The 14,059-nt window shown below is 42.1% G+C and carries 10 protein-coding genes; all 10 read right to left on the reverse strand.

Annotation, left to right across the window (positions count from 1 at the left end; all coding sequences use genetic code 11):
- Position 1 precedes the first annotated feature (1 nt).
- A complete protein-coding gene (locus tag HRU23_13365) occupies positions 2-976 on the reverse strand; it encodes an ABC transporter substrate-binding protein (GenBank protein ID NRA55127.1) in 975 nt (324 codons plus the stop codon).
- A gap of 169 nt (positions 977-1,145) precedes the next feature.
- Entirely contained in the window at positions 1,146-3,692 is a 2,547-nt protein-coding gene (locus tag HRU23_13370) for an EAL domain-containing protein (GenBank protein NRA55128.1), read from the reverse strand.
- 76 nt (positions 3,693-3,768) lie between these two features.
- Positions 3,769-5,310 (reverse strand): methyl-accepting chemotaxis protein, encoded by a 1,542-nt coding sequence (locus tag HRU23_13375; protein ID NRA55129.1) that lies wholly within the window; start codon positions 5,308-5,310, stop codon positions 3,769-3,771.
- A gap of 686 nt (positions 5,311-5,996) precedes the next feature.
- On the reverse strand, positions 5,997-6,140 hold the full coding sequence (locus tag HRU23_13380; protein NRA55130.1) for a hypothetical protein: 144 nt from the start codon (positions 6,138-6,140) through the stop codon (positions 5,997-5,999).
- 53 nt (positions 6,141-6,193) lie between these two features.
- Complete coding sequence (locus tag HRU23_13385; GenBank protein ID NRA55131.1) at positions 6,194-7,264, reverse strand: ABC transporter ATP-binding protein; 1,071 nt, start codon at positions 7,262-7,264, stop codon at positions 6,194-6,196.
- Positions 7,265-7,266: 2 nt separating this feature from the next.
- Positions 7,267-8,916 carry an iron ABC transporter permease gene (locus HRU23_13390; protein NRA55132.1) on the reverse strand — a complete coding sequence of 550 codons (1,650 nt, stop codon included), beginning with the start codon at positions 8,914-8,916 and terminating at the stop codon, positions 7,267-7,269.
- A 179-nt stretch (positions 8,917-9,095) separates the two neighbouring features.
- On the reverse strand, positions 9,096-10,127 hold the full coding sequence (locus HRU23_13395; GenBank protein ID NRA55133.1) for a Fe(3+) ABC transporter substrate-binding protein: 1,032 nt from the start codon (positions 10,125-10,127) through the stop codon (positions 9,096-9,098).
- A 112-nt stretch (positions 10,128-10,239) separates the two neighbouring features.
- Positions 10,240-11,289, reverse strand: coding sequence for a sterol desaturase family protein (locus HRU23_13400; GenBank protein ID NRA55134.1), 1,050 nt, complete (start codon positions 11,287-11,289; stop codon positions 10,240-10,242).
- A 115-nt stretch (positions 11,290-11,404) separates the two neighbouring features.
- Positions 11,405-12,814 carry a DUF4856 domain-containing protein gene (locus HRU23_13405; GenBank protein NRA55135.1) on the reverse strand — a complete coding sequence of 470 codons (1,410 nt, stop codon included), beginning with the start codon at positions 12,812-12,814 and terminating at the stop codon, positions 11,405-11,407.
- Between the two features lie 325 nt (positions 12,815-13,139).
- Positions 13,140-13,850, reverse strand: a complete 711-nt coding sequence (locus tag HRU23_13410) for a TIGR02594 family protein (GenBank protein ID NRA55136.1) — start codon at positions 13,848-13,850, stop codon at positions 13,140-13,142.
- Between the last annotated feature and the right edge of the window lie 209 nt (positions 13,851-14,059).

Genomic DNA, 14,059 nt, shown 5'->3' on the forward strand with positions numbered 1-14,059 from the left:
TTCAATTGCCTACGGGTTTATTTACGAATGGTTTTTGTGGGAACAGTACGCTAGCATCAAGTTTTTTGTGGAGCAGTTGGTGCTCTAACATCACCGAGATTAACTTCTCGGCGATAGGAATAAGTTGCTGTTCATTGTGCAATAGACGTTGATTTATCTCAAAGTTGGCCAGTATTAATCCACTATAAGCTTTAATTAGTTCCGGCTGAGTTAAATGCATCCGTTTATTTAGAATTAATAAGGCTTGCTCTGGATATTGTTTTATAAAATCTAATGATTGATACCACGAGTTAATCAATTCTTGAATAATCATTGGGTTGCTTTTAAGGTAACTATTTCTTACAACGAGAACGTCGACAATTTCATTTGGAATTTGTTGACTGGTAAATAAAACGTTGCCGCCTTCACTAATTAGTTTATCTTTTATCGGAGTAAAAGTGACCACTGCATCTAATGCCTTGCTAAGAAAATCACGCGCATGAGAATCTACAGCCATTTTTTTGATCTTAATATCATTGATCGGCATATTATTGAGAGTTAACGCGCGGGTTAACATATATGCACCAAGTGCCGTGCTTTCAATGCCGATGGTTTTACCTTTTAAATCACTAAATGAATTGAGACTATTTTGCCCAATAATGGCGTCTGCACCATTTGATATGTCAAACACTAAAACAATGCTAATTTGTTCACCATTTTCCAGCAGCAATAAAGCTTCATCGAGCGTTATAGCTGCCGCATCGATCACTTCGTTACGGAATGCTTGTAGAACTTGTGTTGCGGATGAAAGTTCAACAAGCTTAAATTTGTTGTGATCAAAAAAATGTTTTTCTCTTGCCAGATATAATGGTTCATAGCCAGGCCAAACATTTGTGCCAACGTTCAGTTTTGAATAAGGTTGTTCAACACAACCGGTAAGAAAAATTGTAATAAAAAGTAATATACTTAAATTATATTTAACTTTATTTTTCATCATATCAATCTCCGACTTCTCGATCGAAAAAGTCGTTCTGGTTGGCTAATAATTTTAAAATTTAACTTATACGATAGTAGTTTCGTTGAATACACCAATATTGCTACATTGTTAATGTAGTGTCATTAATAGGTAGTTCTAGCAATGAACCAAATAGTTTATTTTATGGTGTTTAACCTACCAAGTTTAGCTGTCGGTTTAAGCTCGAGTACTTTCCTAGGAGGGATAGGCAGTCAGCTATCGGCACTGCGGGGCTAAAATAAAATCCCTGAATGTACCTGCAACCTTGCTGGCGTAAAAAGGATAATTGTTCATCAGTTTCAACCCCCTCTGCAATAACTTCTATCCCTAATTTTGACGCGAGCTCAATCACAGTTGAGGTCAATATTTGGCTATTTTTATCCTGTTTAATAGCTTTGACAAAAGAACGATCGATTTTGATAATATCGACATCATAATCAATCAAATAGTTTAACGATGAGTAGCCGGTACAGAAATCATCAAGTGCGATTTTAATCCCTCTCGCTTTTAGTTGAGATAGTGCTTTCTTGGCATAGCGGTTTTCGGACAGTGCTGTCGACTCTGTTATCTCAATCACAATTGAATCATAGGGTAAACCAGCCGCTGCAATCACAGTCGCTATCGATTCCTGCTCTAGCTCATCGTGAAAAAACTCGCTAATTGAGCGATTGATTGAGAAGCTAATGTGCTTATAACCTTGCCGATGGAGGTGCTTTAGATCAAGACAGGCTTGCTCTAGCACAAATTGACCGACCAGATGAATTAAACCATATTCTTGTGCAATAGGAATAAATTCGTTGGGGGAGATAAAACCACCATCGCCATTAGGCCAGCGCACAAGCGCTTCAAACTTAGATATTTGGTTTTTTTCTATATCAACAATTGGCTGATAATAGACGTGCAACTGTCCCTGTTCTAAGGCAAGTTTTAACTGTTTTTTTAACTCCAGTTTATGCTGGTACTTTTTTTGTGAAAGGGTATCATGAAAAGAAATGCAATTACGGCCATCATTTTTAGCATTATGCATTGCATGATTAGCATGGCGTAACAGTAGCTTGGCCGTTGTACCAGCATCTGGGTACATTGCAACGCCAATGCTTGCCGTAACATCAACAGCCACCTCATTGAGTTTGAACAGATGATTAAAACAACGTTGTATTTGATCACAAATAACCTGAGTTTTCACTAACGACGTATCAGATATTAGCAGGGTGAATTCATCGCCACCATAGCGGCAGAGCAAGTCGTTCTCACCTATTATTTTAGATAATCTGTTCGCCAGCTCGCACAATAACAAATCACCTGTTTCATGGCCGTAGCTGTCATTAATCGTTTTAAATTTATCAACATCGATAAACAAAATTGATAATAATGTTTCATCGCTAGCGACATCGAGGTGCTGCTCGAGCTGACCAATGAAACTTCTGCGATTTAATAGTGAGGTTAGTGGGTCACAGTTAGCAAAAAATAGCAGTTCTTGCTCGGTTGCTTTCCAGTTTGTAATATCTCTAAATATAGCCACATAGTGGCTCGCTATATCTTGTTCATTTTTTACGACGTTAAGGGCCAGTTCTTCTGGATAAATTTGGCCATTTTTGCGTTTATTCCAGACTTCGCCTTTCCAACTTCCTGTTAGCAGAAGTGCTTGCCACATCTGGTGATAAAATTCACTATTTTGGAGGCCGGATGATAAAATACTAGGGTTTTTGCCCAACAATTCAGCTTGGCTGTATCCAGTTAACCGCTCCATTGCCTTGTTAACCAAAATAATTTTATTTTGGCTGTCAGTTATCATTATTGACTCAGAGCTATGGTCAAGTACTACGTCGGAAAGCTTCTTATCAAGGTTTAATTGGTAAAGCTTAGAGATATCCTGAATAGTCCCTTCAAGGCACACTACTTCACCTTCGGCTGATTTTGTGATGGTAGCCAGTTGATGTAGGTATTTTATTTGACCGTTAGCAAGCACAATGCGATAAATTAGGTTGTCGCTATCTTTATCTCCGGTGAGGATTTGACTAATAACATGATTGAATCTTTTACAGTCATCATGATGAATAAATTGGGTGGTTTGCCCAAAGGATAAATTATCGTTAGTAATATCCATTTCAAATATACGATAAATTTCCTTACTCCATAACACCACATCGTTGCTAACATCCCAACGCCAGTTGCCTATTTTTGCTAAGTTCTGGGCCGTGTTAAGGTTTTCGACCAACTGTTGTTTTTCTGCGACCGCCTGCTGCTGAGTCTGCTTTTGGAGAATAAAATAGCCAAAATCAGACAGCCATTCGATTTGGCTAGATGTTAGCTCTATTGGTTTACTAAATATACACACCAATATTCCTACGGTTTCTCCGCCTAGATCGCGCAATGAAATAGCTAAATAGCTTTGGGCATTCAGTGTTTTTAATATGTCATCATGCGGAAATTGCGATTGTACTGAATGAGGGAAATAACAAACCTCGTCGCTGCTTATAGTGACTTGACAAGGTGATGCGGCTAACTCGTAATGGATATTGCTAACCTGTTGCCCGTTATTCAAATAACATAATGTTTGAGCTTTGGTTTGCAAGGGATCTATTTCTGCAATAAAGCAATGAGCTGGAGTGTATTTCTGATAGACCATTTCTAGGGCTTTTAAAAACCACTGATCAACACTCGGTAAGTTATCCATCAGCCTCATTTTTTTTAACATAGCTATTTCCGTCATTTATTATTAAAGCACTTATGGTAAAACGATGTGCCAGTTGTCTTCTTAGTCAAGTTGCAACCTAGCGAAAGGTAGCGCTTAAGTTATTAATGTCGTGTGCACTCGTTTGAACAAGTGCACCATCTGACTGTACTTGTTGGGCCAACTGGGTATTGTGCTTAGATATTTGATCAATAGTATGAACACTACAGCTAATTTGCTCCGCTACCGCACTTTGCTCTTCTGTTGTTGCCGCAACCTGTGTTGATGAATCGGTGACCAACGCCATCATATTAATAATTTTAGCCATCGCCTCTCGAGCTAATTTACTTTGCTGGCAGCATTGCTCTGCCTGACTCTGGTTTGCCAGCATCATTTCGCTCCATGACGTTAATGTCTGTTGCAATGCAACGATGGAGTCTTCAATTTGCTCTGTCGCCGTTTGGGTACGGCTTGCTAACGTTCTTACTTCATCGGCAACCACAGCAAAACCACGCCCTTGCTCTCCGGCCCGTGCCGCTTCTATTGCGGCATTTAATGCGAGTAAATTTGTTTGATCGGCAATTCCTTTTATCTCAGACATGACGGTTGATATTTTATCCGTATCTGATATTAATACGGCTGCAGAGCTAGCGGCAGATTGAACATCATCTGCCAGTTTTGAAATAGTTGACTCGGTGTCACTAATAATACTTATCGCAGCTTTACATTCGTTATTAACAGTCACAACACTATCTTTTGATTCGACGGTACTGCGACTAATCTCAGCTATAGAAGAACTCATCTCAGTGATTGCTGTCGCTAATTGATCCAAATGTGAGCTTTGCTCAAGCAGTCCGTCGAGTGTCTGACTTGATGAATTCCCTAGCGTTGAGGCAACTTGAACTAGGCTGCTGCCATAATCGGTGCTGCGACCTAGCACAGTGCGCAGTCTAGCTATGGACATTTGTTGAGTATAATCGGCAATACCAACCAAGCCTTTGCCTGCAAAAATTAGTCGTGATGGGCTATCAATCTGTTGTTTAATTTTTTGAATATGCTTAGGCAGGTTGAAAAATTCTTCCATGTAAATAGCTAACATTGCGGCCACCACTATTAAGGGGGTCATAATACTGAGCCAGTTTTGCGATAGATAAAACTGGCCACCACATATGAGTAACAAAAAGCAGATAAACAAACTATGTTTTAACGGCCGATTAGCGTGAAAATCGCTGAGTTTTTTACCGGCATTGATTCTCTGGTAAAGCGCCGCTGCGTCACTTTTTTGCTCGGCGCTCGGACAGACCCGTACCGATTGATAACCGGTGACTATGCCATTTTCGGTTAGTGGTGTCACATAAGCATCAACCCAGTAAAACCCGCCATTTTTACAGCGGTTTTTAACCATGCCGCGCCATGGTTGATTATTTTTAAGCTTGTCCCACAAATCGCCAAAAGCGGCGGTAGGCATATCGGGATGGCGGACAATATTATGGTTTTGTCCCACTAATTCATCGCAGGAATAGCCGGCAACACGTGCAAAGCTTTCATTAACATAAGTGATAACCCCACGTAGGTCAGTGATTGAAACTAGTTGTTCAGATTCAGGGAAGGTAACTTCGAAATCGTTGGTATTTCTTTTCATTATTACACTCTATGTGTGCAGCACTAATATTAAGCGCATAACTGATTTAGTTATCATGCGCTGCTTTTCTATTAATCAATAACCTTACAAAGGGTAAGGGTTAGTTGGTGGCGGAATAATAACCAACACAAAAGAAGCGGTCAATGTTTTTGTTGATTCCGCTGGTTTTGCTGAATTTGTTGATTTATTACGATTCTCAGATCGTTGTGATTAATTCTCAGCGAACTAATGCTTTTGCTCAAGGTTTTATCCGATAGTTAAATTTAGGTTTGATAAATTAGTTGTAAAATGTGGGCTTAATAAGCTTGGTTCATACAGTGATGTATCCCAACGTCATGTTTTTAAGGCGTTAATTTGTAGGTGGCCATCGTGTTTTTAGTCCGTGAATGACATGCGAAAATGAAGCCATCAATAATTCAGCGACTTGACTCATGTTTAAATAATTTTCATCAGTGTATAGAGCAACCCTTTGGGAACTTTGATCTAGATCAATGTCTGTTGATATATGCGTTTTGCTTGATATTCGCGGTATGTGTGATGTGTGTTTTCATTGGCAAGCATTTCGTACTAAATCGAAAAGGTTGATTATCGGAAATTTGATAAAGTACAGATGCTAAATAAGCGTACACCTAGCGCATTAGCTATGCGTTGCAGCGTATCAATATCAGGGGAGGGCGATCATTTTATTAGTGATTGATGCGAGAGTTCGCAGAGTTAATGTCGATGCCAATATCAATGCCACCAATACGCAGCCCCAAACTTTTTTGACTGACCTGTGTTTTGTTTCTTGGCTCTTTCAGGCGAACCATACTTGAATTCTGGTTCGCCATTAGCACCTTATTTACTCTAAGTTTGATGCACAGCCTCCCTTACTTCTTAGTTTTCAGCGCTCGAATAAGACCAAATTTTCGATGTTTAACTTCAGTTGTAATTCATCGCCGATAGTATGTTTTATATCATATTTAGCGGGGATGCTACACAAAATAGTCACGCCGTCAGACAAGGTTAGTTCGTAGGTGTAGCTCGAACCGTGAAAGTCTTTTTTAGTCACCGTGCCGCAGTAGCTGGCGCTGCTGTCGTGTGTTACATCGTCGATACGCACTAATAAATCCACTTTTTCCCCAGCAATAAAACCGTGAGGTGATTTTGACTCAATGCGGCCTAGACTTGTCTCGATGCAGTGTTCGCAAACCGTGGTCGCGGGAATAAATTTACTGGTACCGATAAAGTTCGCGACAAACTTAGTCGCTGGGTGATGATAACTGTTATACGCGTTGTCCCATTGATGAATTTTACCTTGGTGCATCACCGCAATTTTATCGGCGATGGCAAAGGCTTCAGCTTGATCATGGCTAACAATCAGGGCGCTGACTTTTTCTTGTTTTAAAATCGCCTTTACTTGCGGCACTAAAGTTTCACGGAGCTTAGCGTCTAAACCAGAAAATGGTTCATCTAATAAAATGAGCTTTGGTTTGGGCGCGAGCGCTCTCGCGAGTGCAATACGTTGCTGCTGACCACCGGAAAGCTGGTGAGGATAACTTTTGGCGCTGTCACTTAGCTCGACTAATGCCAATAATTGTTTAACTCGGGCCTGGCGCTGCTGCCTGCTTAGGTGCTTTATGCCAAAGCAGATATTGTCTTCAATACTTAAATGCGGGAACAGTGAAATGTCTTGAAATACCATGCCGATGTTACGATGTTCTGGGGCTAATGTATTGTTAATTTGAGAAATAACCTGCTTAGATAGCACTATTGTTCCCGCCAGTACCGGTTCAAAGCCAGCGATTGCGCGCAATAAGGTTGATTTCCCACAGCCACTAGGGCCGAGTAAGCAGCCTATTTCACCGGGTGCAATGTTTAAAGAAACGTCTTTAACAATGATTTTTTTACCATAACCAACACTAATGTTTTTTAATTCAAGTAGCGGTGGTGTCAGTTGTTTGGCTAAGTTCATGGCTAATTCTGTTCTCTTTTTTGGGATATTGAACGGCTTAATAATATGACCGGTATTAGGCCGACAGCCACTATCATAAGGGATGCTGGAGCCGCGTCAACGAGTCTTTCATCGGATGCCAGTTCAAAGGCATGTACTGCTAAAGTATTGAAGTTAAAAGGCCGTAATATTAAGGTCGCTGGCAGTTCTTTTAACACATCGACAAAGACAATTAACAATGCCGTGAGCAGCGAGCTGTGCATTAGCGGCACGTGGATATTGTGTAAGACACCGGTGTTGTTATAACCCAGTGAACGGGCAGCGTTATCCAGATTAGGTTTTATTTTATCGAGCCCGCTTTGTACTGCACCTAAAGACACCGCTAAAAACCTGACGGTGTAAGCAAAAAGCAGCGCAAACAAGGTGCCAGACAACATTAAACCCAACTCGATGTTAAAAAGTGATTCAAACAAGTCGATGATTTGGTGGTCTAACCAAGCGAGCGGAATTAGAATGCCAATGGCAATTATAGTGCCGGGCAGGGCGTAACCCAAACCAGCGATAGTAACGGCACTTACTACTACCGGGCTGCTTTTTAAACGTTTTGCATAGGCAAGGATCAGTGATAACACGACCGCGATTAGCGCCGCGCTCAACGCCAAATAAAATGAATTCCAGGCCAGCGAGGCAAAAGCTGACAGCTCAAAAGCTGCCTCAGTCAGCGACCAGTATGTTAGTACAGCTGCCGGGATTAAAAATCCAAACGTAATAGGAGTTAGGCAGGCTAGCCAAACGTAGGCCGACTGTTTTTTCGAGAGTGTTATTAGTGAACTGGGCGGGCGTTGCTCACTGTTGTTGTGGTAGCGGTTTTGGCGTCTGGAATAGCGCTCTAAGATAATTAAAAAGGCGACAAAAGTTAGTAGTAGCGAAGCGAGTTGCGCGGCGGCAGCTGGATCGCCCAGCCCGTAAAATGTGCGAAATATACCGGTAGTAAATGTGCTAACACCAAAAAATTGCACAGTGCCATAATCGGCCAACGTTTCCATTAATGCCAGCGTTAAACCGGCAATAATAGCGGGGCGCGCCATCGGCAGTGATAAGTGAAAAAACGCCTGAAAACGGCTGTAGCCTAAAGTACGACAAACTTCGAGCGAGTTGCTCGGTTGCTCTAAAAATGCGGCCCGGGCTAGCAGGTAAACATAAGGATATAATACTAAGGTTAACATCGCGACGGCGCCGCCTAATGAGCGAATTTCAAAAAACCAATATTGGCCATAACGTAATCCGGTTAGTTCCCTAATGGTACTTTGCACGGGCCCGGCGAAATCGAGTAATCCGGTGTAGGTATAGGCAACAATGTAAGCGGGCATTGCCAGTGGTAATAGCAAGGCCCAGCTTAAGAGGTTTTTTCCTTTAAACTCACAAACACTAGTAAACCAAGCTGTGGGCACGCCAATTAATAATGTGCCCAGTGCTACCCCAATTAATAACAGTGAAGAATTGATGACATAATCAGGTAAAACGGTGGCGGCTAAATGTGACCACGTGGGACCAAAACCACCAAAGACCGAACTTAAAACAACAAAAATTGGCAATGACAAAAGCAGGGCAATTAACAGAGCACTGCTGCTAAGCCAGTTAAACGTTTTGTAATTTATTGGGTTAGCCTTCATGTAAGCTCGTGGCGATCAAAATAAAAGAGGCTAAGTTTACCATAGAGCTGAGATAAGAATCAGCTAAGTCGGGTATTTTATCTAAGGGAATTAGTGAGGTATGCGGGCGATAATCGCGAGATTACCACCCGTTTAGGCACCCGAAATTGCTTCGGATATGCCGGCGGAGCTAATGCGAGTTACTTCCAGCCAGCTCGATCCATAAGTTCTACCGCAGCGCGGTTATTTTCGCCAAGTTTGTTGAGCGCAATAGGATCGGCTTTAAAGGTGCCCCAACTCTTCAGTGAGTCAGAAATTTTAGCACTTTTTAATGCCGGGAACTCACTGTTTACCGCAGCATACCAAGCCTGTGATTCAGGGGACGACATGAACTCAATTAACTTGATTGCATTGTCTTTATTACGTGAGAATTTAGTAACACCGGCGCCACTAACATTCATGTGAACACCACGGCCTTGTTGATTGGGCCAGAACAATCCGACTTTTTCGACAATGGCTTTATCGCTGGCTTTGTCGCTATTCATAATGCGGCCAAAATAATAGGTATTTGACAGCGTGATATCACAAACACCAGCGGCAACGGCTTTAAGTTGGTCGGTGTCGCCGCCCGATGGTGGACGCGCAATGTTAGCGACCAATTTGTTGGCCCACGTTTGGGTTTTATCGCTGCCAATGTTTTCAATCATTGAAGCAACTAACGATTGGTTATAAATATTATTAGAGCTTCGCAGGCAGATTCTTCCTTGCCATTTACTGTTGGCCAAGTCTTCATAGCTCGATAACTCAGCAGGTTTAACATTAGCTTTTGAGTAGAAAATGGTGCGGGCACGCTGCGACAAACCAAACCATAAGTTGTCGCTATCGCGTAAATTGGCTGGAATGTTGCTATTTAATATTTCACTTGAAATCGGTTGCAGCACGCCTGCCAGCTTGGCTCTTTGCAAACGCCCGGCGTCAACGGTAATGAAAATGTCTGCTGGGCTGGCTTTGCCTTCAATTTTTAAGCGCTGTAATAGTGCATCGGCTTTACCAGTGATTAGGTTAACCGTAATGCCAGTGCTTTTCTCGAAGCGATCAAGCAGCGGTTTGATAAGGGCTTCTTTTCTGGCTGAGTAAACATTTACTTCAGTAGAGGCCAGTACTGCATGTGAAGAAAGCACAGTCGCAGCCGTTGCTAGTGCAATTAGGGTCTTGTTTAAAGATGTAATCATAGTGATCTCGTTTAAAGGTATACACCCACAATCAATGAAGTTGCAGATTTTATGGTGACTTAAAATCCTGCATTTCCAATGGTCACGGATATAAAGGCTAAATTAAAATGTGTTAACGGTGGTTCTTATCTGACGTTGTGCACTTAGCTTGTTCCGAGCGGTGAACCGCTTTATTAAGTACACCGAGCTTTATGGCAATCAATTTTTGATAAACCATTTTTTTGGATGAAATAAAAATATATAAAAAGGGTGCTAAATACAAGTTGTAGAGGCTATGTTCGCTAGCTGACTGTTTTTTGTTAAGGCCAAAATTAAGCGGATGTTGTGGCTCTGAATAACAGTGGCTGTTAGCCAACTTATCCCACAGCGCTATGGTCGCGCCATAGTTTTTGTTGAAATGTCGGGGTTCGACCGAGTGGTGTATTTGGTGCTGCGCCGGTGAAATTAATATGTTTTCGAGCCAGCGCCAATAATGAATCGCAATATGACTGTGACGTAAGTTTGAGCCCGCGATATTAAAGGCAAATACCAATACATTAACCTTGAGCGCAGTATACAAATCAACCTTGTCGGCAAAAAAGAAGATAAACACCGCAATACTTAGCCCTTGTACTACCGCACTTCTTAGAGCGAATAGTAGCCCTTCTACTGGATGAGTACGCAGCACAGTTAAAGGCGTTAAAGATGTCGCACTGTGGTGGGTTTTGTGAAACTGCCACAACCAAGGGATCTGATGCATCAATTTATGCAAATAAAAACGCGCGAAATCGTCTAGGACAAAGATAAATAAGGTAAATGCGGCAATGATCGCCCCGCGAGGAATGTCGTTACTCAAATGGATTCGCTGGCTAAAAGCTTGATGCATTAGCTCGAACATCGCCGTGGCAATGGTTAATTTAGTGATTAACAGCGGTACGATAAATAAGAATATCGCTTTGTTGATGATGATAATTTTGTAATCGGCAAAAGCTGAGCGCGAGCGCCACTGTTTTAAACCGAGCGCGCTAATAAGATTAGATCTCAGGTTGAGGCTCGTTGTTTTGGCCAACCAGATAAAGGCAATCACTAAAGCGCAAAGCAGATAGCCGTAAAAGAGTCGTTGTTGTGAGTTAGCGAAAATCTGGCTTAGGTCGCTCCAGTATTCGCTGAAAAAACTGTTCATAATAAGTCTTTCTTGGTGGAAAAAGAAAGCAGAGCTAGTTTCAAAAATGAAACTAGCTCGAAGAGCTAACCCAAGATCACGTTAGCCATAAAACGATTACCTTAACTTTAATCAATTAATCGTTTTCGGTGTGGTTACCAGCGCCTAATTTAGCAGCTAATGCCGATAAGTTGTCTAGCTGGTCATGGCTGCGTGCTTTAAGTGCATAGTTATCAGCTAATAAATGCTGAACTTTTAGCATGTGCAAGCCGTATTGACTTAGCGTAATTGAGCTAGCTTGTTGGTAGTTACCTTTGCCATCAATGCCAACTACTTGGGTGTTGCCTAATAATACTGGGCTGAAGCCAATTAAACGGTTCATGCGAACAGCAAGTTCACCCAGATCTTTACCGCCAGTTTGCAGTGACATTGAGAAGCCTTTTAGCTCGCCCCAAACATGAATGTAATCTTTGTATAATTTAGCTACGTCTTCGTTATTATCGACCGCTGTTTGAATTTGTGAACTAAGTTCGTAAGCAACACCGGCATATTTAAAGGCCGCTTCTGCGATAACGAGTTCCCAGTTTGCTTTGATGATATCAGCGTAGCTAACTAATTTAGCGCGTTGCTTATCGCTAAGTTTTTCGCCTTTAGCATCGGTAATTAACTGACGACCATCGATGAAAGCTTTAGTGATAGTGTTGAGGTAATTAGTCTTGCCACCTTTGTCAAAACTAGCCGCGTAATAAGCGTGCGAGTAAAGCATTTCAGTGCCAAGGTCGATTTTACCATTTTTGTTGTAGTCACCAGCAGCAAACGCTTCTTTTTTGCCTTTGGCAATGCCGTATACAGTTTTGGCATCTAAAGTTAACGCGTGAGCAGGTGCGCCGAAGTAACCAAAGGCTTCATCCCAAACGTGTTCTTTACCCGTATAAGGTGCGCCTTTTTTGTATGGCTTGTCGTTTGGCTTAACGTCAGCGGCTAATTTCTCGTCTAGGTAGCTATCAACAGCTTGGTTGTAGAAAACCGCGCCCATAGTGAACTTCGAAATTAGTTGTGGGTAATCCATACCGTTAACGATGTCGAAACCGGCGTCAGCAGCAGAGGCTTTTTCTACCATAAAGGCAAGTACTTCACCGGCAGTCATGTTGCCAGGCCAGCCTGTTACGACACCTTTGTAAGCTTTACCAGCTAGATTTTTACCTTTAGAAAGCTGATCAACTACTGTTTCAGCAACGGCAAAACCTTCTTTGCTGGCTGGCGAAATGATCGCGCGATTTTTGTCTTTGTTAGCAAAGTAAGACTGCATTTTAGCCAGTAATTCTGGATTAGCAGTGCCATTACCTTGGCCCGCTAATTTCTTTAGCGAGTTATGTAAAACGTGGCGAGCCATTTGGCCACCGTATGAAACTGATGATTCTTTATCGCCCTGATAATTTTTTACCGTGATAGGGAAGTCAGCATAAACTGGTGCTGTGCTCGCATGCGCAGAAAGAGTAGTTACAGTGGCTAATGCCATTGCTGAGATAAGTTTGTTAAGTTTCACAGTGGTAGACCTTACATGTTAATCAAATTAAAGGATTGTGTTGTGGCTATTTAAGGGCATTAATCTAACTGAACAACAGACAATTTGCAAATCGAAATTGTTCCTATTAACGTTGCTTTTAGTGTTCGAGTATTTACTTAAGGGCTGTAGTGGGTTGCTATTGAGGTAGGGCGGCTTGGTTAGGTGGTTTAATTGGCCAGAAAATGAAGTGGTCAGAGTTGCTAGATCTTCGCTGTTCGTGTCGACGACTCTCATCTAAAGTAGTGTCGTTGTCACATTGACAACGAAGATTAAAATACGATTGCCCACGCTACTTAGAGTGAAATTACGCTTCATTCGACGAGAGTAATCGGCCGTTATTAGCGGCGAGTCTGGTGATGTTGTCGCTGGACAATCCACCTTGTGGCCATCGCGCTGACAGTAAACGCGTTTTAGCAATACGGGTGACACTGACAGAATTTGCCTGATTACCACCAATAATATGATAAGCGTCGTTATCTTGAGCCCAATAAAATCCGACATGGCCTTTCCAACCGTTCGGGCTGCCACGCCAAAATACCATCACTGCACCTAATCGAGGTGATACTTCATGACCAAACTTGTGCCATTTGCGGGCGCCTAAGGGATTGGTTGGCAGGGGTTCTTCTGGCATTTGGCAGCCAATACAATGGGCAACAAACAGACCGCACCACGGAATATCATCGTCGTTGTAAGCGATAATGTCTAAACTTTCGGCCCAGCCAATAATCGCCTCGTTCGAGCCTGCACCTGGGTGCTCTTGAGTGCCGATCAAATCATAGGCAGTTTCTAACCAAGGAATGGTAACAGGAATAGCAAAAGGTTTACTCTTCATCGGTGCGCTGTGATCAAATAAAATTGCGCTAGTTTGCGGGCCAACTAAGCCGTCGGGAGTTAAGCCACAGGTTGCTTGAAATACTTTAATTGCTTGAATGGTTAGTCGGCCTCTAATGCCATCAATTGGGCCAGGATCAAATCCTAATTTTAGTAGTGCTTTTTGAATGTAGGTGATAGACATAACAACGTCCTCATTGATTAAGCGCTTGGTTTAAGTCGAAATAAGCCTCTGCGGTAGGAAGTATAGTTAAAGTTTATAAATCTAAGCGGCTAGTTTTACAATTTGTAGCGATTAGCAATGAGAGCAACGGACATTAAAGAGGGCTTAGCAAGTACCGGTATTCTCTTAATTAATGAGCTTGTTATGACCGCAATGGAGTTAGGGGCATG

The organism is Gammaproteobacteria bacterium, assembly GCA_013214945.1.
GTDB lineage: Bacteria > Pseudomonadota > Gammaproteobacteria > Enterobacterales > Psychrobiaceae > Psychrobium.